At 46.6% G+C, this 22,777-nt stretch carries 17 protein-coding genes; all 17 read right to left on the reverse strand.

The features are described 5' to 3' along the window. Positions 1-31: 31 nt before the first annotated feature. Positions 32-1,543 carry a beta-xylosidase gene (locus tag GHH_RS09510; RefSeq protein ID WP_015374975.1) on the reverse strand — a complete coding sequence of 504 codons (1,512 nt, stop codon included), beginning with the start codon at positions 1,541-1,543 and terminating at the stop codon, positions 32-34. A 15-nt stretch (positions 1,544-1,558) separates the two neighbouring features. Further along, entirely contained in the window at positions 1,559-3,598 is a 2,040-nt protein-coding gene (locus GHH_RS09515) for an alpha-glucuronidase family glycosyl hydrolase (RefSeq protein ID WP_015374976.1), read from the reverse strand. Positions 3,599-3,615: 17 nt separating this feature from the next. Beyond that, on the reverse strand, positions 3,616-4,506 hold the full coding sequence (locus GHH_RS09520) for a carbohydrate ABC transporter permease (protein WP_015374977.1): 891 nt from the start codon (positions 4,504-4,506) through the stop codon (positions 3,616-3,618). A gap of 14 nt (positions 4,507-4,520) precedes the next feature. After that, positions 4,521-5,468, reverse strand: a complete 948-nt coding sequence (locus GHH_RS09525) for a sugar ABC transporter permease (RefSeq protein ID WP_013145187.1) — start codon at positions 5,466-5,468, stop codon at positions 4,521-4,523. Positions 5,469-5,577: 109 nt separating this feature from the next. After that, positions 5,578-7,227 carry an extracellular solute-binding protein gene (locus GHH_RS09530; protein ID WP_013145186.1) on the reverse strand — a complete coding sequence of 550 codons (1,650 nt, stop codon included), beginning with the start codon at positions 7,225-7,227 and terminating at the stop codon, positions 5,578-5,580. A 470-nt stretch (positions 7,228-7,697) separates the two neighbouring features. Next, a complete protein-coding gene (locus tag GHH_RS09535; protein WP_015374978.1) occupies positions 7,698-8,693 on the reverse strand; it encodes an endo-1,4-beta-xylanase in 996 nt (331 codons plus the stop codon). Positions 8,694-8,695: 2 nt separating this feature from the next. After that, positions 8,696-10,813: a glycoside hydrolase family 52 protein gene (locus tag GHH_RS09540; protein ID WP_015374979.1), complete on the reverse strand. Its 2,118-nt coding sequence runs from the start codon at positions 10,811-10,813 to the stop codon at positions 8,696-8,698. A gap of 72 nt (positions 10,814-10,885) precedes the next feature. Beyond that, positions 10,886-11,500: a polysaccharide deacetylase family protein gene (locus GHH_RS09545; RefSeq protein WP_015374980.1), complete on the reverse strand. Its 615-nt coding sequence runs from the start codon at positions 11,498-11,500 to the stop codon at positions 10,886-10,888. Positions 11,501-11,523: 23 nt separating this feature from the next. Continuing rightward, positions 11,524-12,570, reverse strand: coding sequence for an aldose epimerase family protein (locus GHH_RS09550; RefSeq protein ID WP_015374981.1), 1,047 nt, complete (start codon positions 12,568-12,570; stop codon positions 11,524-11,526). 115 nt (positions 12,571-12,685) lie between these two features. Beyond that, positions 12,686-13,552: a carbohydrate ABC transporter permease gene (locus tag GHH_RS09555; protein ID WP_015374982.1), complete on the reverse strand. Its 867-nt coding sequence runs from the start codon at positions 13,550-13,552 to the stop codon at positions 12,686-12,688. Positions 13,553-13,566: 14 nt separating this feature from the next. Continuing rightward, on the reverse strand, positions 13,567-14,436 hold the full coding sequence (locus GHH_RS09560; protein ID WP_013145180.1) for a carbohydrate ABC transporter permease: 870 nt from the start codon (positions 14,434-14,436) through the stop codon (positions 13,567-13,569). A 62-nt stretch (positions 14,437-14,498) separates the two neighbouring features. Then, positions 14,499-15,824: an extracellular solute-binding protein gene (locus GHH_RS09565; RefSeq protein WP_015374983.1), complete on the reverse strand. Its 1,326-nt coding sequence runs from the start codon at positions 15,822-15,824 to the stop codon at positions 14,499-14,501. Positions 15,825-15,928: 104 nt separating this feature from the next. Continuing rightward, a complete protein-coding gene (locus GHH_RS09570; protein ID WP_041470710.1) occupies positions 15,929-16,708 on the reverse strand; it encodes a response regulator in 780 nt (259 codons plus the stop codon). Beyond that, positions 16,708-18,429: a sensor histidine kinase gene (locus tag GHH_RS09575; RefSeq protein ID WP_015374985.1), complete on the reverse strand. Its 1,722-nt coding sequence runs from the start codon at positions 18,427-18,429 to the stop codon at positions 16,708-16,710. Before GHH_RS09575 ends, GHH_RS09570 begins: the two co-directional genes overlap by 1 nt. Before the next feature lie 381 nt (positions 18,430-18,810). After that, complete coding sequence (locus GHH_RS09580; RefSeq protein ID WP_201764074.1) at positions 18,811-20,751, reverse strand: glycoside hydrolase family 127 protein; 1,941 nt, start codon at positions 20,749-20,751, stop codon at positions 18,811-18,813. After that, positions 20,748-21,959, reverse strand: a complete 1,212-nt coding sequence (locus GHH_RS09585; protein WP_015374987.1) for a sn-glycerol-1-phosphate dehydrogenase — start codon at positions 21,957-21,959, stop codon at positions 20,748-20,750. The genes GHH_RS09580 and GHH_RS09585 overlap by 4 nt, the downstream gene beginning before the upstream one ends. Next, positions 21,956-22,756 (reverse strand): HAD-IIA family hydrolase, encoded by an 801-nt coding sequence (locus GHH_RS09590; RefSeq protein ID WP_015374988.1) that lies wholly within the window; start codon positions 22,754-22,756, stop codon positions 21,956-21,958. Before GHH_RS09590 ends, GHH_RS09585 begins: the two co-directional genes overlap by 4 nt. Between the last annotated feature and the right edge of the window lie 21 nt (positions 22,757-22,777).

A 22,777-nucleotide genomic window follows, 5' to 3' on the forward strand; every position in this document is an offset into this window, starting at 1 on the left:
CTCGTCCCTCCAAAACCATTTTGGTAATCTTTCATGAAGAATACGATGTTATTTCACCATCATCTAAGCCGACATATGTGCTTGTCTCATCTCGAACTTGCTCAATCTCGATTAATGTCACTTCGTTTTTTGATAGGACAATAGATAAATGAATCACACCGTCCGTTGCCCGTCTCTGCTCCGTCATCACATGAGGCTGCGCCACTTGACGCAACGTTTCCACCGCTTGACGGCTTGGAAAGCGGGGACGCCCCATCTGTTTCCAAACTCTCCACGCGTTCCCGTACTGCTCATTGACGATTTGCCGCTTGATAAAAACAGCGGAAAATGAAACTGGAATCACCAGCTGCACTTCTTTTGTAAATCCTTCTCCTTTTTCCATCACTAAATTCCAAAGCACTGCGGCAATCGATCCATCTTTCCGCCTTGTCACAATCATCTCTCCGTCACGATACAACAGTTCGTCGCCTAGAGCATTAAAGAATGTAAACGCATGAAATGTCGGTTTGGGAATCGAGTGAAGCGCAACTAGACCGAACCCACCGTGAAACAACGCCTTCGGAACGTCCATTTCTTCAAACACATCGCTGAACGTCCAATATGAAAACGAGTCGACGTAATCTCCCCCCTCACTTAAAATACGCGCAATGTACGCTGCGTTGAGCGCTGTATCATGAATCGGGTTGATGGGGCTGTACGATGTATTATATTCGGTAATATGCAATGGCAAATGCGGAAACGGAGACTGGCGAATCAAGGCGCGCACCGTTTTGAATTGCTCCAACATATCTTCTGGCGGCTCAAGCTCTTGATAGTAATATTCAAACGTTTTCTTATGCGGCGCCTTCGATGTATAGGCATGGCGGCTGACAAAATCAACAGGCACCCTCCGTTCGGCGCAAAAGTGGAGAAAATCCGTAATCCATTCATCGCTTCCTCCGCAAATGGCCGGTCCCCCAACTTGCAAATGAGGATCAACGCTTTTTACCGCTCGGGCTGTCACCTCGTACAGCTTAAAATACTCCTGTTTGTTGGCATCTTTCCAGAAGTTCACTAAATTAGGTTCATTCCATACTTCAAACAGCCATGTCCGCACTTCCTCAATCCCGTATCGCTCAATGAAATGGGAAACGACCGCTACGATGAGATCACGCCACTTGTTATAATCTTTCGGGGGTGTAACGTTGCCTTTCCAATAAAAAACTGTTTGGTCTCCCGAAGCAAGCGCTTTTGGCATAAATCCAAATTCAATAAACGGCCGGATATTCAACGCTAAATACGAATCAACAATCCGGTCGATGTACGTAAAGTTATAAAACGGCTTCATTTCCCCATCGATTTCGACTTCCCGATAAATTCCGACATCATCGGAAAGCAAGCCATGACCGCGGATGTATCGAAACCCTATTTTCTCTTGCACGAGTTTCAAGTGATCCAAATACTCCTTTTGCAAAGCAAGGCCGAGCCGCCCGGTGCCAACGCAAAACTTCCAATTCTTTTTAAACTTCTCCCTCCCGTTGCTTGGCACGTTTACAACCTTCATGCTCCTCTCCCCTATTCACCGATAAATTTTCCGCCCGTATTGGTCGTCTATTCCTGACTTCCGGTAAAAGTACGTATTGATGACATCTCGCCATTCTTTAGCATGTTCCACTTGGATCGTCAATCGTTCCAATACATCATGATACCGTTTTTCGTCGATTTTCCCTTTCAGTTGTTCCCATCGTTTCCGCAGCTGTTTCGCCTGCTCAACCCCTTCAAAATGAGTATTGTAAATATGTTGAATGACCGTTTCCCCTGAATGCAGCCGATGAGTGTACGGAACGTGATGGAAAAACAAGAGCAGCTCATCCGGACAAGTGTCGAGCGACTCATACATCGCTGCATTTTCCGGAAAGTACTGCGCCGTATATCCTGTTCCCGTAGCAACCGTCCGGTCAACACCGATCCCGTCGCGGTCGGCATAATGGTACGTCCCCCAATGCGAATATTCATAGCCATCCACATTAGGACCATAATGGTGCCCTGGGTTCACCATCCAGCCGACGCCAAGCGGAGAGGTGTAGTTTTCATAAATTCTCCACGAAGATAGAAGCATCCAACTGATCGTCTCGACGACTTGTGAATCGTCCCCAAACGTTTGCACAACCCATTCGTTAGCAATTTCTTCGGCAGACAAATCCGGATTCCAAGCGAGCCGCCCAAATCCATACAAGTTTGCTTGGGCCAACGTATGCCCAGTCCAGTTTGGGTCACTGCCAATATTAGATACCCCTGCGATCCCGCTGTATCGATAGTCAAATAGCGATCCATCAATTACCTTTTTTACTTCCGACCCTTTTCCCTTGGCATACGTATCAAAATCAAGCACCTCTTTCCACTGTGGAATCAAGAAGCATAAATGTTTTTGCTGTCCCGTATATTCCTGAGTGATTTGAACCTCCATCATTTGATTGGTTTTCGGCATAGCGCCAAATAACGGAGAAACCGGCTCCCTTACTTGAAAATCCATTGGGCCGTTTTTAATTTGCAAGATGACATTCTCGCGAAACTGTCCATCCAATGGCTTAAAGTGATCATATGCGGCTTTTGCCCGATCGGTCGTCCGATCGCGCCAATCCTGCTGGCAGTTATAAACAAAACATCTCCAAATGACGAGCCCCCCAAACGGCGCTAACGCTTCCGCCAACATGTTTGCTCCTTCCGCGTGATCGCGGCCGTATGTAAAGGGGCCAGGACGGAACTCGGAATCCGCCTTGACTACGAAGCCGCCAAAATCAGGAATATATTGATAAATGCGTTTAACCGTTTCGTTCCACCACCGTCGCACCTCGGGGTCAAGTGGATCTGCTGTTGGAAGCCCGCCAATCTCAATCGGGCTTGCGTAGTTGATACTTAAAAATGTTTTGATTCCGTAGGTTCGGAAGATATCCGCTACTTCCGCCACGTCAGGCAAAAAGTGATCGGTGATGAGTTTCGTTTCGGTTTTGTGTACATTGACATTGTTGATGGAGATGGCGTTAATACCCACAGAAGCCAGCAATCGTGCATAATCTTTTATCCGTTGGTTTTGTTTCACAAACTGGTCATCGACAAAGAAAATCGACCGACCAGCATATCCACGCTCAATGCTGCCATCCATATTGTCCCAATGATTGATCATGCGCAACCGGTTTTTTGGCTGCTCGATGATGGACAGTTGGGCGATGTTCTCACCCATTTGCAATAATCGGAGGAAATGAAAGACACCATACAACACACCAGCATCTGTTTTCCCAATAATGTAGATACGGAACGGGCCATCGTCGACATCCGATCGAATCACATACCCTTCAGGATGAACAAGCGTTCCCTCTAATGGTCGCTCGAACTCTTCATCTTCAAGCGTCCCAAGCCAAATCGAATTAGCTGTTTCATTTACTTCCTGCACCACTTGCGGCTCAATCTCCATCATCGAACGAAGCCCTTTTTGGAGTTCTTCCACGGCTGCTTGAAAAATGGGCGATGTTCTTTTCGCCACAATCTCCTCAAACCGCAATCGACTATATTGATCCTTCCGCTCATACCGCAGCCAACAAGGTTCGTATCCCGCCGTCATGTCGAATTCTCCTCCTGTTACTCTTTTTCCGCCCCCAACACAATCCCTTTCACAAAAAACTTTTGCACAAACGGATAAACAATCAGCATCGGCAAAGCTGCGATGAAGATTTGTGCCGCCTTCACTGTTCGTTCAGATAAGTTTTTCAATGTTTCTGCATCGACGCTCATTTTCGTAAAATCCTGTTGAACAATAATCGTTTGTAAGAACGTAGATAACGGGTAATGTTTCACATCGGACATATAAATCAACCCATCAAACCATGAGTTCCAATGAAAAACCATCGTAAAGAGCGAAATCGTCGCAATGGCAGGCACCGAAATCGGCAAATAAATTTTCCAAAAAATCGTAAAATGATTTGCGCCATCCATTAAAGCGGCCTCTTCAAGCGATTTCGGCACCGAAGTGCGGAAAAAGTTCACCAGCAAAATTAAGTTAAAGGCGCTGACAGCTGGCGGTAAAATCAACGCCCAAATCGTATCTGTCAACCCGAGCTTCGTCACCACCATATAAGTCGGAACGAGACCGCCATGGAACAACATCGTAAACACAAAAATCCACATATAGAGTTTCCGGCCACGAAAGGCGTCATCGCTTTTGGACAGCGGATAGGCAGCGCATAACATGACTCCCATGGAAATGACTGTTCCCAATACAACACGCAAAAACGAATTCCAAAGGGAACGCAAAAAATTTTCATTCCCAATCGTTTTCTCATAAGCGTCCAACGTAAAGTCAACGGGCCACAGTCCGACCAGATTAGCGGTCGCCGCTGCACTGCCGCTGAATGAGACGGCTAAAATATGGATGAGAGGCAAAAGGCAAAGAACGGCAATGATCGTTAAAAGAGTATAGTTAAACACAGTGAATAGTTTATAAGACAAGCTTTTTTGGTAGTGATGATGCATAGACCTCCCCTCCCTTAGAAGATTTTATAGTTGGCATACTTATAAGCGAGACGATACCCTGTGACCACGAGAATAAAACTGATGACGGATTTAAACAATCCAACGGCTGTCGCATAACTAAAATCCCCGTTCAAAAGGCCGACACGGTAAACATACGTATCGATGATATCACCCGTTTTGTAAACAAGCGGATTGTACAAGTTTAAAATTTGATCAAATCCGGCATTTAAAATGTTTCCGAGCGACAACGTTCCAACCACAATGATGATCGGCAACATGGAAGGCAACGTAATGTAAATAGTTTGTTGCCACCTGTTGGCTCCATCCACGATAGCCGCTTCATACAACGATGGGTTAATGGAAGTAAGGGCAGCTAAAAATACAATCGTGTTAAATCCGCATTCTTTCCACACATCTGTAACGACAACAACGGTACGAAACCAATCGTTATCTCCGAGGAAGAAAATAGGCTTAACACCGAATATTGATAAAAAACGGTTAACAATCCCCCCTTCAGGAGAAAGCATGTCAATCAAGATCCCGCCCAGAATCACCCATGACAAAAAGTGCGGCAAATACACGATCGTTTGAACCGTCCGCTTAAACTTCATCACGTATACTTCGTTGAGAAGCAACGCAAACGCCAAAGGCACACCGAGGTTAAAGATGATTTTTAATGTTGAAATGACCAATGTATTCCATATGACTTGACGAGCGTCTTCATATTCAAACATCGTTTTAAAATGCTCGAGACCAACCCAAGGAGAACGCAAAAAGCCAAGCCAAGGCTCATAATCTTGAAAAGCCATGACCAGTCCTAGCATCGGAACATATTGAAAAATCAACACAATGATGAGGGCAGGAAGCAACATAACATGCAACTGCCACGTTCCTCTTCTTTTCTGAACTCTCTTTGCTTCCACCGCTGTTGTTTGTCCTTTGACATCGACGGCCGACTGCATACCCGTTTCCTCCTTCCGGCGTCATCTCTTGCAAAAAAGCAGGTGCGGACATCGATGTAAATTCTCTTTCACTGCTCGCCCCCGTCCGCACCCCACCATCGTTGAAACGTTACTTTTCTCCTTTTACCGATTGATACCATTCATTCACTTCTTTTGTAATTTCTTTGCCCCCAGATTCTTCCCATTTTTTCACAAAATCATCAAATGCACTCAGTGGCGCCCGTCCGTAAATGATGTTGGCAAACGTTTCACGTTCCATTTTTGTCAAAAACTCTCCGCGTTTTTGCATCGTTTTAGTGGGCGGGCCTGTAAACTCGTTTTCAATGCGGTATTGATTTTGTTGGTTGACGATTGTAGCCGCTTTCATAAACGACTCACCTAAAGATACAATTCGTGTATACTCATAGGCGTTTTTCGGCTGACGCTTCGTTGTATACAACTCCTCGACTAGATCATACAGCATGTACGGAACGGTAGGAATGGCTTCCGTAATGAAATAAGCCCCTGGATCCAATCTTCCTCCTGGAATTTCCTTGTCATCATAAACGGGCTTGCCGTTCTTCATCACATAGTCATAACCTTCCGCCAACCCGTATTTAAAATATTTCGAGTCATTATACACATAGGCGTATGCTTCATCTAGGTATTGGAAGAATTTATCCATATGTTTAAAGTCTTTGCTGAACAAAAACATGCCTGTAACCAATCCCTCGCCACGCCGGCCGATTTTGCCATCCGGACCACTCGGCAGTGGGTATGGTTCCACAACGGCTCCTGGATTATTTTTCAACGCATCTGCGATTGGCCATCCAGCAGCCCAAGGAGGAGCAGAAATGATTCCCGATTTTCCAGCGACAAAGCTTTTGATCGCCGTCTGTTCGTCCAAAATGCCAACTTCTTTGTCCAAGTATCCTTTTTGATACCATTCATTCAGCTTAGCCAACGCTTTTTTCATAGAAGGCTGTACCGATCCATAGACAAGTTTCCCATCTTCGCCTTTTGACCATGAACCAGGTTCATAGTTGCCATAAGCACCGAAAATAAAGCTTCCGTCGGCCAACCAAGTCGCCAATCCGTTTTTGCTGGCCAGCGTCAAGCCAATCGTATCCTTTTTCCCATTGCCGTCAGGGTCTTTGTTGACAAACGCGTCCATGATTTTCTCGAGATCTTCGATTGTTTTAGGCGGCTGAAGACCTAACTTATCAAGCCAATCTTTGCGAATCCAAAGCAAGGAGTCAGAACCATTGCCTCCAGAGAACCGCGGAATTCCGTAGCGCTTTCCATCGACAGTCGCCGGATAAAACGCTTCCGGAAATTGCTCATAAATCTTTTTCAATCTCGGTGACGCATATTTCTCAATCGCTTCGTCGACCGGCATCACTTTTCCGGAACGAATTAAATCATTGATCAACTGCCCGTCTGACACTTTAAATACGTCAGGCAGTTTCTGTCCGGATGATAAAGCTAAGCGAATTTTATTGTGATACTGTTCATCGTTTGGAGCTGTCCATAATGTTTTCCATTTAATCCCTAATTCTTTTTCCGACCATCGTGTGATAGGATTGTTGTTCAAATCCTCTCCCTCTCGAAATTTCGTATCATCCTTTAATGTGCGGACAGTTGTAATGGTTACAACGCCATTTTTCTCTTTTGAATCTCCAGACCCACTGGACGAAGAAGATTGACTGTCCGTACATCCCGCAAGCATTCCAACCGCCAGTGCAGTTGCGGTTAAAGCCGCAAACGCTTTTTTTAGCATATTTCTCCCTCCAATCCCATTGTCTCAAAATCCCCCTTGGCTGCGATCACATTCTTTTTGATAAAGAAAACATAACGATTCCCCGTCTCAATCCCCCCTTTCAAGGTTTTATTGGGAAAGCGATTTCAGATCATTGCACCCCAACTCCTCACCGCTCTACAAACATTCTAGTATACTAGTTTGAAACGACGCATCCTACAAAATGGCTGTAATGCCGCCCTCATGATTCCAGACAAACAGAAGAATGAATTCTCGATTGACATCCCTGTTCATATAGTCAAAATGTCAATCAGCTTCATGATTTGCCGTTTGCTTTTCTACTACTAGTATGACTAGTATACTAGTTCTGCTTCCTATTATAATGGAAAGTCCACTTACATTCAATGATTTTCTGAAATCTTTTAATTATTCACAAAGAGAGGAACCCTTATTTGCTGTTCCCCTCTTCGCCGCGACGTGAAGCAATATCATCAGACACTCACTGCCCGCCAAAAAGCTGGTTTCGGTTTATGCTGTTCATCGAACAAAAGCGGCCAGTTTTTTCTCCCCTGCACTGGAAAGTTATCGAGCCATGTATGGTCATCAGCAATTCCCCAAAATGTGACACTTTGAATAACATCGCGATACTCCTTAAACAAAGCGAAAATTTGCCCATACCGCTCTGCTTGCTGTTCGATCATTTCTGACGTCGGAGCTGCCAAATCGGTTCGACGATCGTGAAATTCAAACATGGATACATCGAGTTCCGTAATATGAAGAACAACGCCAAGGGACGCATATCGTTCAATGGCCGCACGAATTTCATCAAGCGACGGGCGAGTCAAGCTCCAATGCGCTTGCATCCCGATGCCATGAATCGGAATGCCTTTATCACGCAGCGATTTGACAAGTGCAAAAATTTTTTCTCTCTTTTCCGGAAAACATTCATTATAGTCATTGTAAAAAAGCAGTGCATCTGGGTCAGCTTCATAAGCGTAGAGAAATGCTTGTTCCATAAAATCGTCCCCGATGATTTGTCGCCACTTCGACGGCCTCAACAACTCGTCTCCTTCGTCGGCTACCACTTCGTTGACGACATCCCAACAATATATTTTTCCCTTGTATCGCCGTACAACAGTTGAAATGTGACATTTCATCCGCTCAAGCAACACATCCCGACTGACGAAATGGCCTTGACCATCTTGAAACACCCAATCCGGAGTCTGGTTGTGCCATACAAGTGTGTGCCCTCGAACCGCCATTCGGTGCGAACAAGCAAAATCAACAATCCGATCCGCTTCCTGAAAGGTAAATTTCCCTTCTTCCGGCTGAAGATGCTCAAACTTCATATGGTTCTCTGCCGTAATACTGTTGACATGATCGATCAACAACTGTTTTTGCATCTCAATCGTCACAGGATTGACCGCCGCCCCGATGCGGAAATCATTCGCGAATACATCGCGGAGGGAGGGGAGGGAGCTGTTCATCTTCATTCCCCCTCCTCCAACCATAAAATGCTCGTCACGCCGCGCGGATAATATTTGCTGCCGCTGATTTCGCCAGCGATAATTTGGTCGCTCCAACTCCAAATGGAGAGCGTCGGATGCGTGAGCCACGCAACATGAGCCGCATCAGCTCGTTTTCCTTGTTCATCCCATTCCCACCCTAAAATGTGACGGGCAATAAACTGGCATAAGTAAATTTTGCTCAACCACGAGTTGTTGCTTGTCGAGGAAATTTTCCATCCCCCATCCGGGAATAGGCAAATTCCTTCCCGCAACACATATTGCAAATGTTGTCGCAGCGCACGAATATAGTCTCCAAAACGTCCGTCTTCTTTTAACGCCTCATGGCAGTTCGTAAAGTAAGGAAACACAAGCCCCTCAATAGCCGGAATGATTTTCGAGTCATTTCCTTCTCCCATCACGGCTGGGATATACCCGTCCTCCGTCACGTGACTGACAATCGTCGCGGCGCATTTTTCCGCCTGCTTCCCCGCCAGCACAGCCAGCTCCTCTTTACCGACATCGCGGAACAACTTTTCGAGCGCCACATAGGCAGCCCAACATTTTCCTGCCAAATATAAATTGTTGCGCGCCTGGCCGAGGGAAACATCCAAACTATCATACGTTGTGATTTCCGCTCCACCCATGGTGCGGGTGCTGTCAAGCCCCATCACGCCGTTCCGCTTTTCTGGATCCGGATGATCGCGGCGCACCATGCTTTCGAGACATTGTTCCAAGATCGTAAGCCGCCGGTCGCGCCATGCCCAGTCTTTCGTTTGTTCGATGTATACCGCCGCGCAAAGCACCCAGTTGACGAGCTGTTCGTGCGTCATATGTGAAAAGCAACCGCTGATCCCGTATAGCTCATATGACGAGTAATGCGGACGCGAGAACGTGTTAGCGACTCCCATATCATGAGTGAAGCTGATGCCGCCGGGATATTCCGTCTCATCTCCTGGGAAACGGACACGATCCTCATAGCTGTAGCGCTCGACATAGAAGTCAAGCACATTTTTCACCGTCCACGGATTCATTTTCAATTCAAAAAAGAGCTGGTCGACGGTGAGATCAAACGTATTCATCATCCGGTACTCGCCTTCATTGACGACCCAAATCGGCTTTCCTTCATGCTCAAGCAGCTGTGTATTGCCATAGTAGCTGCGGATCGCGTGCGCCATCATAAACTTTTGATCATCGGAGAGCCATTCTTTTTCAATGAGTTCATTCGAACGGAACGCCTGCTGCTTTAACACCTCGGCCTGCTCTAACGCATAAAGACCGACTTCTTCGATATTACGGAAGAAACGGGTGTAAAAATAAGAGGCATCCATTCCCGCCGTCACACAACCTCCACGATAGAAGCAAACAGCAAATTGATACGTTTTCTTTTCTCCCGCCGGCACATCGACGATTAACGCACCGACTTTCCCGAGCCCAAACGTCCAGTTTTCTTCGAGAGTCGCCGTTAAGATATCCTCCATGCTAAAATGCAGCGCTGAGCGAACACCCTCGTCCTTGGATACAATGCCCAAAATCCGCCCTTGACCGACCCCGCGCAGCTGCGGGCATGTATCATCGATCCGCCGCATGGAAGTATACGGGTCGGTGCCTTCGAATCCGAAAAACGCCCGTCGTGTTCTTGTTCCGTTCGTGTTATCGATCGTCATCTCGACAATGACAGCTGGGACCAACGCCAGCTTAAGCTCTTCCTCGGATGCCGTTTCCGGGTCTGGTACGGCCTTCACCGGTGAATAAATCGTCAACGTCAAGTCCCCGGCTTTCCATGTATCCGTGGCAACGCGAAATTCGCGTTCGATCCACTCTTTCGCAAATGGAATCAGGATGTTTGGTTTTTGCGGATTCGGATCAGGATTTTCAATGTCATATCGTTTGCTTTCATCCTCGCCTGCTGTTTCCGCGAATGGAAGGATATGATACAGCCCCGGCTCATGCGGCGACTCAACGCCAATAAAGACATTTTGCCGTGGCGGTCGGGCAAGTTCCAAATCTAGTCCTCCGCTTTTTCCTGGGAATCCTAGCGTAAAGCTGGCAAACGCCCCAACCGGCGAGTGATGGGCGTTGAAAAATACATTGGTTGGCATGAATAGCTCACTCTCCCCTTTTCTTACTATGCATGCGATCAATCATCAGAGCATCAGAGAACTGCTACTTTTTCATCTGCTTCCAGCTTGCAGCTCCAACAATTCGCTGACCGTGACCAATTTGTAACCTTGCGAATACAATTCGGATACGAGTATATTGACAGCCTCGATCGTTTGTGAACGATCTCCGAATCCGTCATGAAAGAGCAAGATGCTCCCGTTTTTTATATGGGGGCGACTCTTCCGAACAATATAATCAACTCCTGGTTGTTCCCAGTCTCGGGCATCCGTATTGAGCGCACCGATCATTTGGTAGCCGAAATGGTTGCACATCGAAACAACAGTTGCATTGTAGTCAAGATAAGGAGGACGGAAAATCGTGGGCTTCGCTCCAGTCATCTCGGTAATGATGGCATCCGTCCACTCCATTTCTCTCAAAGCCTCATCTTCCGTTAGAGAAGTCAGGTTAGCGTGAGAATACGTATGATTGCCAATTTCATGCCCTTGCGCCTTGACCGCCTCTACAACTTCCGGATGCTTCTCCATCTGGCTTCCGATCATAAAAAAGGTCGCTTTTCCAGATGCCTTCTCCAATATCTCCAACACGTTCAATGTATAAACCGGATTCGGTCCATCATCAAACGTCAGGGCGACCAATCTGTGCGGCGTCTCTACATGTTCAATCATTCCTCTATCTTTCCTCCATTGATTCAAATGATGCCAAACCGATAGACCGTCGTTGATGCTCGCTCTTGGCCAGCTGGCAATACGATCGACGGAAACTGCGGATGATGAACCGCATCCGGCAGTCCTTGCGTTTCCAGGCAGATGCCTAAATATTTCCGCGACGACACGCCGCCTAGATCCAACCCTTCCGGCAGCTGGTTCGATGTATACACCACCACGCCGACCTCATCCGTCTCCACCGTCAGCACCCGCCCACTCTCCGGATCGGAAAGCACAATCTCTTTGTCATGATGCCGATCGAGCCAAAACGGATGGTCATAGCCCCCGCCAACGAGTTCAATTTGCGGATGCCCGGATTCGACCGCCTCCCGGATCGTCTTTCCTTGCCGCAAGTCAAACGGCGTACCGGCGACATCCAAGACGCGGCCTGTCGGAATCAGCTCCTCATTCAATTCCAGCACACGCGAGCTTTGGATCGTCAGCGTGTGATCCAATATATCGCGCTTGCCGTTGCCGCTTAGGTTAAAATACGTATGGTTCGTCAAATTGAGCAAAGTTGTTTTGTCCGAACGAGCCCGGTACGTGACGGTCCATTCGTTGTCATTGTTGAGCCAATATTCCACTTGAACATGAACCGTTCCCGGGTACCCTTCCTCCCCGTCCGGGCTCGTGTACGAAAAGACGACGCCCACTGCATCGTCGCGCTGGACGGGCTCGGCCTGCCACAGCACGCGGTGGAATCCGTTCGAACCGCCGTGCAGATGGTTGTTGTGTTCGTTTTTCGCCAGTTGATATGTGATTCCATCAAGTTCGAAGCTCGCTCCACGAATGCGCCCCGCCACCCGGCCGATCACGGCGCCGAAATAAGGGGCGTTCTCAACATACGGTTCAAATCGTCCAAACCCGAGCACGACGTTTTCGATGTTGCCGTTCCGGTCGGGAACGCGGAGGTCCGTCACGATGCAACCGTAGTTTGTCGTGGACAGTTCCATGCCGTGTTCATTTGTCAACGTAAATAAAAGAACATCTTTTTCGTTGAAACAAGACCATGTTTCTTTCCTAATCCGCAACCTCTCTCCCCCTCTCCAACGATGGAAAAAGCAACGATTTGATCATTTTCATCATACTATATTTTGTTTAGTTTGTATATAACACAAACAAACTTAACCACAATCACATATGACATCATCCTTTTACCGAACCGGCAACCAATCCTTCAATAATTCGATCGCTCAAGAATAAGTACACAATCAAAATCGGCAAAATGCTGATCACCAAAGTCGCGCCGATCGCCCCCCAGTCGGTGAGATATTGGCCGACAAAATTATTGACTCCGACTGTGATCGTTTTCCATTTTTCCGAACTAATGAACGTGTTGACAAACACAAACTCATTCCAATTGTAAATCATGTTGATAATAGCTGTAGTCGCAAGAACAGGCGCTGTCATCGGCAATGTGATGCGGAAAAAAATGCGATGAACAGAGCACCCGTCCATTACCGCCGCTTCTTCGATTTCGCGCGGCAACGACTGATAAAATCCTAGCAAAATCATAATCGTAATCGGCAAGTTAAAGGTCGTATACGAAAGGATGATCGAAACGGGGTTATCAATTAAGTTCATTTTATTATAAATATTAAACAACGGAATGAGCGTCGAATGAAGCGGGATCATGTAAGCGATCATAAACAAAGCCAATACAACACCTTTGAATTTCCACTCCATTCTTGTCAAGGCGAACGTGACAAAACTGGCTAAAATCAAAGTCAATACAACAGCGACGATCGTATACCAGACACTATTGAAAAAGTATTGGTTGATCCCTCCATCAAACCAAGCATTTATATAATTTTCCCATCGCGGAGATTTCGGCAAAGCGAACGGAGACATTCCAAATACTTCCTGATTCGTCTTCAACGACAATAAGAATAACCATACTAACGGATATAATTGAAGAAGCGCTACGACAACCAAGATAAAGTAAAGAATTCCCATTGCGATTTGTCGTAAAGGAGAACGAGGCTTGGAATCTAAGATTTTCTTTTCTTTCATGGTCAATTCTCCTTTTATTCTTGATTGACTCTCAACATTTTTTGAATCATCCAGGTCGCTCCCATGCTAAGGATGAGCAACCCAAAACCAATCGCACTTCCATACCCGAAGTTGAATTTCCCAAACGCTTCTTTATACATATAAGAAGCAATCACTTCCGTGGCATGCCCCGGGCCGCCTCCGGTCATGACGTAAATCAAATCAAAATATTTCAAAGACCCGACAACGGCTAGAATCACCAATACTTTTAACACCCCAGAAATAAGGGGCACCTTAATTTTGTAGGCAATTTGAAAGGCATTGGCACCATCGATTCTTGCAGCTTCAATCAATTCTTGGGGTACATTGATCAAAGCCGCATACATAATAATGATGTAAAACCCCGCATACTGCCAAACGATCGGGATGAAAACCGAATATAGCGCCATATCCGGATCCGCCAACCAAAGTGGAGTCTCTTTTATCCCAAACATAGACAATAAACTGTTAATCAGCCCATTCATCGGATCAAAAATCTTAATCCAAAGTTGAGCGATGGCGACAGACGACATAAGCATGGGAATAATGTAAATTTTTCTAAACAAATTCCCTCCCTTAATTTTGCTCGCTAATATTAAAGAAACGATTAAATAGCCGATCAAACTGAGAACGGAAAACAACGCCAACAAGACGGAGTGCCAGGTGCTCTCCCAAAACAGCTTGTCATGAATAAGCTTTTTATAATTCTCCAAGCCGATGAACTTCATCTGGCCTACCCCGCTCCAATCCATCAATCCATAATATCCCGTCAGCGCAATCGGGATATAAATTAAAAACAAGACAAGGAGAAGCGACGGCAGGACATAAAGAATGATGGCTGTTTTATTGGACATAACGTTTTTCATCGCTGATAACTCCTTCTTTACAAATAAGGGGGCATGTGTTGTTCCAGATGCCCCCAAAATTCTTATTTGTTGGCTTCCTCCGCCAACGCGTCATCATGTTGTTTCGCAAATTCTTCTGGCGTGATTTGTTTGCCAAACAGGGCCGTCATTAAGTCATGGTGCAGCTCAGAAACATTCGGGCTTGCTTGGGTGTCAAACCAAGTCGTAATGTTTGTTGCATTGTTAATATCATTCAGGACATCAAGATACATTTGTGGTACGTCCAGTCCTTCTGTATCAACTTTCATAGCCGGAAGAATGCCCGCGCCTTCAACAGAACGTTTTCCCCACTCTTTTACGAGATAAGCCGCAAAATCTTTCGCTTGTTCTTTATGTTTTGAGTTTTCTGCAACGAATGCACCTAACCCAGGACCGCCAACATAACTGTTGATGTCCGTTCCTTTGCCGCCTTCATACAGTGGGAATTTAAAGTAACCAACCTTCTCTTTAAACTCTTGCGGCACATCCGGGCTGGTTGTAAAGTTCGGCAACTCCCATGTGGCCGTTAAGAACATGGCTGCCTTTTCGTTTAGGAAATAACCTTTAGCATCATCATTCGAGAAGGCAGTGTTCCCTTTGACAAAGAACCCCATATCCACAAGATTTTGAACTTCTTTTGCCGCTTTGACAATAGCTGGGTCAGACATTTTCACTTTTCCTTGAATGACATCGGTCAAAATCGTCGGGCCGCCAATCCGGTCAGCGAGGTACATAAACCACATCGATGCCGGCCATCCGTCTTTTGAACCGACTGTGGCTGGAATCACCCCATGCTTGATCAACGTTTTCCCAATGTTTTTCAAATCTTCAAAGGTTTTCGGTTCCTGAAGACCATATTTTTTGAAAATCTCTTTGTTGTAGAAAATATACGTGATGTTCATCTCCATTGGAAGCGCATACGATTTGCCGTTAAAGGTATACGCTTCTACCGTTCCAGGTACAAACTGGTCTTTAAATTCTTTTTCGATAATATCATTTAGCGGCGCAAATTGTCCTCCAGTGGCGTATGGTTCGGCAAAACCGTTCGACCACGTCAACCCTACGTCAGGCAATTCATTCGAAGCGGCCAACACTTTTAATTTATCCCGATATTGATCCGGATTTAATACCTCTACATCAATCTGAACATTCGGATGCTTCGCTTCATAGTCTTTAATAATCTCCTCTACAAGATTGTAGTAAGCGGTTGAACTGCCTTTTGGCCAGTCGTGCATAAACTTCAAATGAATTTTCCCGTCTCCGGATTTCCCCTCGCTCGCAGAATCGCTCGACGAAGAAGAACAACCAGACAGCACAATCCCCGCCATCAACATTAGCAAAACCAACCATGTGAACGCTTTCTTTTTCATAAACTGTACCCCCTTTTCTATTCTTTGCTTGCAAATACAGTCTACCATCATCATGAAGGGGGAAAAAGGCAACAACCATTAGGAAAAGTACCAGTATTTTTAGATTACTTTTCTTTTTGACTTTTTCGATAGCTGCTCGGAGTCTTTCCCTCCATTTCCTTAAACAAATGAATAAAATATTTCGCTGTTTTGTAACCGCACTCTTCCGCAATCTCTGATACAGCCATATCAGTCGTCATCAACAGTTCTTTAGCTCGCTGCATTCTTCTTCTTGTGAGATATTCGCTGAATGTGAGTTTCATTTGTTCTTTAAACAGCGTGCTAAAATAGCTTGGATTCAAATGGACGTGCTCCGCCACTTCTTTTAGTGATATATCATCTTTTAGATGCCGATCAATAAATTGGATGGCCTCGCGAATCGGTTCACGAGTTTGGGGGTGACGGTCAAGGGCATCGATGAGTTTATCGTCAACCAATTGTTTCATTACCCGTTCCCGTTCCCTTTGTTCGGAAACGTGGATCGCTTTTTCTACCGCTTCGAATAATTCGCTTTTTTTCACCGGCTTCAACAAATAGTTTAATACACCAAGGCTGATGGCTTTTTGCGCATAATCGAAATCAGGGTAAGCAGAAATGAGGATCACTGCCGGAGAATCGTCTTTTTCTCTCATTTCCTCTAACACATCAAGCCCGGTAATTTCCGGCATCCGAATATCTGTCAATAACACGTGCACCCGCTCTTGCCGCAAAATGTCAAGCGCTTCTTGGCCGTTGGCAGCCGTTATGATTCGGTGTTTGCCGGAGGCCCATTTTTCCAACAACCGCTTCATCCCTTCCCTCGCCCTCGGCTCATCATCCACAACTAAAATGGTCTTCTCATGCATCATTTTTCACCTCCGTTAACGGGAATTCGAATCGTGACTTTTGTGCCTTTGTTTTTATGGCTGTCAATCGTTATGCCATCGCTCGTTTCTTTCTTGTAATAAAGTTGGAGACGTTTTTTCACATTATACAATGCCATTCCTTTTCCTTTCGCTTCTCCTGTATGCATAGCCTGTTTCACCGCCTCGAGCCTTTCTTCATCCATTCCAACTCCATCATCTTCCACCATGATCTCAAGATGACGATCCGAAACCGGTTTGACAGCCACGGTAATGGTACAAGGGGCTGTCCGGTTTTCCGAACCATGCACGACCGCGTTTTCGACTAACGGTTGAATCAACAGTTTTGGGATTTTGACATTTTCCCATTCCTCAGGCAGCGACAAATGCCACTTGATGCGATCGCCAAACCGAAATTTGATAATGTCCATATAATTTTCGATATGGCGAAATTCCTCTTTCAATGTAACCCAATCATCGTTCACATTTCGGCTGATGGTGTAGCGAAACAGCTCTGACATGGACACAACGACATCTGCCAACTCTTCTTCCCCTTTCTCTTCTAACGACCACCGCAGCGACTCCAACGTGTTGTACAAGAAATGAGGGTTGATTTGCGCTTGAAGCGCTTTCAATTCACTTTGGCTGCGAACAATCTCTTTTTGATACACCATTTTGATCAAATGATTCGTTTCTCTCACCAATTGGTTATAGGTGCTATTCAGCTCCCTGATCTCATTGACCGTAACCATTTTCGGATCAACTGTTAATAACCGCTCATTCGCCAGTCTCATCGTTTTGGTTAATTGAACGATCGGCCGCGTAATAATGGTCGAGAGAAGCAGCGAACATAAAAAGTAAACAAGCATCCCGATAATGCCAGCGAAAATGATCCCAAACCGAATGCTGTTCACTCCCTTGGTCAGGGCACTGACAGGCGTTAATATGAAAACGGTGAACCCTTTGTTGGAAGACTGCTTTGTTACCATGTATTCGGTTTGATTTATTACCGTTGCTGACCGTTGATTTAATGAAGATACATCAGTTAAGCTGGAATTATTTGAAAAAATAACCTTTCCTTCCGGATCGGAAACCAATACGTATTGCCCCGTGTTCACCTCAGTAATCGCGAAATACGGCTTGTAAATTCGCACAAGCAAGTATCCCCCGTTGGCAAAATGACGCTCCATCAACGTAATGCGCCGTATCGCTAAATAAAATTGCGGGTTTCGCGGATCTTCTCCGATCCATACAAGTCTGCCTTTCGCCCGATCTGCTTCATAAATCCACTTGACGCTGAGGCGCTGAAACATCTTCATAGAACTGTCTAGGGGAAACACTTGCTTTAAATCTTCTGTATAGAGCTCGACAGAGTAAATGCCCTCAGAGTTGGCTTGGATATTATTAACCACACTTTTTAACTTTTGCAATTCTGGAAACGTCACTTTCTCTCCCGCATGGATTCGTTCAAATAATCGTTGAACTTCTTGATTGGTCATCACAAACTTTGTCGCTGTATTCAACTGTTCAAACAATGAATCAATCCGACCGCTCGCTTCAATAGCTGTCTGCTTGATTTGGTTTTCAGCGTTGTTCCGAATCAACAGGGACACTTGCTTGAGCGTGATCATGCTGACGAGAGACAGCACAATCACCATGACAAATAGGAATACGACCAATATCTGATTTCGCAACGTGTTCCATTTTTTTAGGTAGCTAAGCATGGCGATGTCCCTTCCTAACGGAAAAGAGTATGTGAAAGACAAATCTCTTGGTTCATCACCAAAAGATGTACTTGACTTTTAAAGACAAACATGATAGCAATGTTGCTCAAAGAGATGTGTGGTATAAAAAGGAAAAATGCTGTTTTGATTTTCTTTATCATAATCGTCTTTCTTTGTCAAGTACACTTTGTGGTGAAGAGCCAATCTCTTTAATTACTAGTATAGTGGCTTCCAAATAATTTGTATAGAACACAAACAAAGATTGTCAAAACAAAAAAGCTGGTCGTGCACGGTTCATCAACCATCCGACCAGCTCATTCAACTTCATATTCGTCTTGATTTCCACAGCATTCTATGTGGTGACCAGCAACATCGATAGGTCTATTTCTCATTCACCCACACCGTCATCTCCCCTTCCCCACGGTTGCACCAGGCATAATAAGGAATCGCACGGAACGGAACTTGATAGGTTCGGGGTTCAATCGGCCGATACAACTCATCATTCCATGCCGACTCATCGACCCGCTCGGCGGTGCCTGTGATTACCACGACCCCTTCCAGTAAGTCCGGCTCAAAGTGCGCTTCCAACTGGGCATCGCGCGGGAGGAACAAATTTGCCAAATTCGGTCCGTTATCGACTTCTTCCAAACAATACACAATCGGCCCGCGCTGCAACGCAACCTTGCCAGCGTTGGCACGCACTTGGGGATGAGCCTTAATCCGCTCGACCGGCATCGAGAAGTGAAGGACCATTTCATCCCCTTGCCGCCACACTCGACGGATATAAGCGTACCCTTTTTTGGTCAGCGGCGCAATGTCTACGTTTTCCCCATTGATCGTTACCTCCGCTCCCCGGCACCATCCAGGAATGCGCAATCCAAGTGTAAATTCCTGGGCTGATTCCGGCGAAATCGTCAATCGAACCGTTCCATCCCAAGGATAATTCGTCTCCTGCACGATCTCGACTGACCGACCGCCTATTTCCGTTTGAATGTTGCTGCCGACATAAAGGTGGACGAACAACGCATCCGATGTTTGTGAATAAATGTAATGGCCGATCGAGGCGATGAGACGGGCCAAGTTCGGCGGGCAGCACGCACAGCTGAACCATTTTTGCCGCACCGGTTTCACATGGCGTTTGTCATGGCGTTCACATGCCTTCGGCCACACTTCGAGCGGGTTGACATAAAAGAATCTCTTGCCGTCCAAATCCATGCCGCTGATCGTTCCGTTGTATAGCGCCCGTTCCATCACATCCGCGTACTTCCCATCCATCTCCAGTTCCAGCATGCGGCGGGCCCAAAACACTAACGCAATTGACGCGCACGTCTCGGCATAGACCGTATCATTCGGCAAATCAAAATCAAACGTAAACGATTCGCCAAAAGCGCTCGAGCCGACGCCGCCCGTGATATACATTTGCCGTTTCGTCACGTTTTCCCATAACGTTTGGCATGCTTGTTTCAACGATTCGTCTCCCGTTTTCGCCGCCAGTCCAGCCATGGCGGTATACATATAGAGCGCCCGCACCGCATGCCCAACAGCTTGTTTTTGTTCCCTGACCGGAATGTGCGCCTGATGGTAACGATACCCGCCGTCATACCAAAATGGCTTCGTTTCCCCTCTTGCTTCTTTTTCCTGATCAAAGTAATGAGGTTGCTGCCCGCGCTGATCAATAAAATATTGGCTCAGTTTTAAATAGTTCTCGTTTCCAGTCGCCTCATACAATTTCAACAGCGCCAACTCAATTTCCTGATGTCCGTCGTATCCAGGAATTTGGCCTTCCCCGCGGCCGAATACCGTACCGATATAGTCGGCATATTTGCACATAATGTCTAAAAAGCGCCGTTTGCCTGTAGCCTGGAAATAAGCAACTGCCGCTTCGATCAAATGGCCGGCGCAATACAATTCATGGTTGTCCCGCAGGTTGGTCCAACGTTTACCGGGTTCCTTGACCGTATAATACGTGTTGAGATAGCCGTCCGGCTGCTGGGCGCGGCCAAGCAGCTCAATCACGTCATCCGCGAGTGCTTCCAATTCCGAGTCGCGCTTTTCCTCGAGTAAATACGCCACCGCTTCGAGCCATTTCGCTACATCGCTGTCTTGAAAGACCATCCCATAAAATTCTCCATCTGATTCGCCAGCGGCGATGCGGAAATTTTCGATTGCATGGCTTGGTTCAGCGCCTAGGATGCGGTCATTAAGCGCTTCCCACTGGTAAGGAACGACTTCGTTCCGGACGACATCGATATATCGTTTCCAAAACCGATCCTTGACATTTGCCCTTATTGTAGCTTTTTCCACTTTGATTCCCCCTATCATGTTCCTAAAACCCATTCATTTAAAAAGTAGAGAATCGTAAAGCGGTTCGGACGCAATCGATGAGCCTCCCGCAGACTCCGTTCAACCAACGGAAGATCGATGCCGAGTTGTTCCGGGAGAGCGGCCCCTCCTACTTTCTCTAACATAGTTCGAACGCGCCCTGGAGAGGGCAAGGATTCAAGCAGTTTCTGAATAGAAGCCGCATTGGCTTTGAGTCGTTTCCTTGCAGTTTCGTCTATTGATTTCGGCCGTTCTTCTAGTTTGTTCCATAACGGCAAAAAGACGCGTTGATAGTGTTCAATGATCATCGGAGTCGCTACGCCAACCTTCGCCCCGTGCAGCACTTGCCGTTTGTTCCGACGCAAAAATTCCATTTCCCAGTAGTGGGACAGATGGTGTTCCGCTCCCGATGCCGAGTACGATTGCCCCATGAGCAACATCGCAATGCCCGACTGCAGCAACGCATTCATTAATACACGAATCCCTTGTTCACCGCCATCGGCAATGTCATCAATATGGTCGACACATGCTTTGAGAGATTGTTCGGTAAGCTGGTGAACAAATGGACAATAGGGCTCATCGGCCATCCAGTGGGCAAACTGCCAGTCGACCAATGACGTATACTTCGCCACCATATCGCCAAATCCAGCGGCGATCATCTCTTTTGGAGCCCGGGATAACACATCCGTATGAGCAAACACAGCGACCGGCGCCTGTGCTTGAATGGTTTTTTTCACCCCACGAATGATGAGCGGAGCTCCCATTGACGTAAATCCGTCCACCGATGGGGCAGTGGGGACAGAAATGAACGGAATCTTCATTTTATAGCTGCTAAAACGGGTAATGTCATGAATCGTCCCTGCTCCTGCCGCAATGAGAACATCGACATCGTCGGGCGTTTCCAGAAGCACTTGCACAATCGAACGTTCATCGGCGATGACATCCCCATTTTGATCGGGTTGCACGAGGCATATTGTATAGCGGATCGATTTGTTTTCCAGTTCATCACACAATGACTCCCCTGCTGCGGCAAACGTCCGCTCATCGGCCACCACGGCCACCTTCTCATACCGCTTATGACGCAAATAAGCAACGAGCTGCTCAAACGCGTCACATCCCACCGCCATCTGTTCGATCGGGATGTCATAATGACGGTGGCCACAATCGCATTGTTTCACCAATGGCACGATTTCTTCTATTGAATTCACTGCACGATCTCCTTTCCGAGCCCCACGATATCATAAATGGAATCCATCACATAATCCGGCCGTTCTTTTTCCCTCCATGCCTCTAATTCGTTGCGCTTCGTATTTCCTGTCAGCACAAGAGCGGTTTTCATACCGTACATTCTCCCCATGCGAATATCCGATTCCACGCTGTCACCAATGACGAGACAGCGGTTAGGAGGCACCTTCAGCTGGCGCAAAGCGGTTTCGACCATAAAGCAAGAAGGCTTCCCTAACACAAGTTCCACTTTTCGGCTCGCCGCCGCTTCAATCGCCCCGACCATCCCGGCGACATCAATGGCATTTCCATGTTCACTCGGAAATGTTTTATCGATGTTGGTCGCAATGATTCGCGCCCCATGATGGACAGCACGAAATGCCAAATCCAAATCGCGATACGTCATCGTTTCATGCAGCGTGATGATGAGAAAATCCGCGTCTTCCGGAGCCGGTGCCAACGGCACCTGGTGATGCTGCAGCTCTTCACGCAATCCTTCGTCGCCTAACGTCCAAACTTGGCAAAGCGGATAATGTTTCCGCAAAAATTGGGCTGTTACCGTTGAGGATAAAATGATGTCTTCCTCCCCGGCCGCAATTCCAAACCGTCCAAGCCGTTCATGGCACATGCGCCGCGACCAATTGCCCCGGTTACTGACGAACACGATTCGTTTTCCAAGAGAACGGAGGTAGGCAACCGCCTCATTCGCATGGGGAATTAGTTCATTTCCTCTCCATATCGTCCCGTCAAGATCGATCAACACCCCTTCGATTTCCTCCATCAAGAGTCATCCGCCTCCTAT

It is taken from the genome of Geobacillus sp. GHH01, assembly GCF_000336445.1.
Classification (GTDB): Bacteria; Bacillota; Bacilli; order Bacillales; family Anoxybacillaceae; genus Geobacillus; species Geobacillus zalihae.

Coding starts and splice junctions, on each gene's coding strand:
- GHH_RS09535 (WP_015374978.1), bottom strand. CDS start 8,693: ATGAACAGCTCCCTCCCCTCCCTCCGCGATGTATTCGCGAATGATTTC.
- GHH_RS09565 (WP_015374983.1), bottom strand. CDS start 15,824: ATGAAAAAGAAAGCGTTCACATGGTTGGTTTTGCTAATGTTGATGGCG.
- GHH_RS09520 (WP_015374977.1), bottom strand. CDS start 4,506: ATGCATCATCACTACCAAAAAAGCTTGTCTTATAAACTATTCACTGTG.
- GHH_RS09570 (WP_041470710.1), bottom strand. CDS start 16,708: ATGCATGAGAAGACCATTTTAGTTGTGGATGATGAGCCGAGGGCGAGG.
- GHH_RS09555 (WP_015374982.1), bottom strand. CDS start 13,552: ATGAAAGAAAAGAAAATCTTAGATTCCAAGCCTCGTTCTCCTTTACGA.
- GHH_RS09530 (WP_013145186.1), bottom strand. CDS start 7,227: ATGCTAAAAAAAGCGTTTGCGGCTTTAACCGCAACTGCACTGGCGGTT.
- GHH_RS09590 (WP_015374988.1), bottom strand. CDS start 22,756: ATGGAGGAAATCGAAGGGGTGTTGATCGATCTTGACGGGACGATATGG.
- GHH_RS09580 (WP_201764074.1), bottom strand. CDS start 20,751: ATGATAGGGGGAATCAAAGTGGAAAAAGCTACAATAAGGGCAAATGTC.
- GHH_RS09515 (WP_015374976.1), bottom strand. CDS start 3,598: ATGACGGCGGGATACGAACCTTGTTGGCTGCGGTATGAGCGGAAGGAT.
- GHH_RS09540 (WP_015374979.1), bottom strand. CDS start 10,813: ATGCCAACCAATGTATTTTTCAACGCCCATCACTCGCCGGTTGGGGCG.
- GHH_RS09575 (WP_015374985.1), bottom strand. CDS start 18,429: ATGCTTAGCTACCTAAAAAAATGGAACACGTTGCGAAATCAGATATTG.
- GHH_RS09510 (WP_015374975.1), bottom strand. CDS start 1,543: ATGAAGGTTGTAAACGTGCCAAGCAACGGGAGGGAGAAGTTTAAAAAG.
- GHH_RS09525 (WP_013145187.1), bottom strand. CDS start 5,468: ATGCAGTCGGCCGTCGATGTCAAAGGACAAACAACAGCGGTGGAAGCA.
- GHH_RS09545 (WP_015374980.1), bottom strand. CDS start 11,500: ATGATTGAACATGTAGAGACGCCGCACAGATTGGTCGCCCTGACGTTT.
- GHH_RS09560 (WP_013145180.1), bottom strand. CDS start 14,436: ATGAAAAACGTTATGTCCAATAAAACAGCCATCATTCTTTATGTCCTG.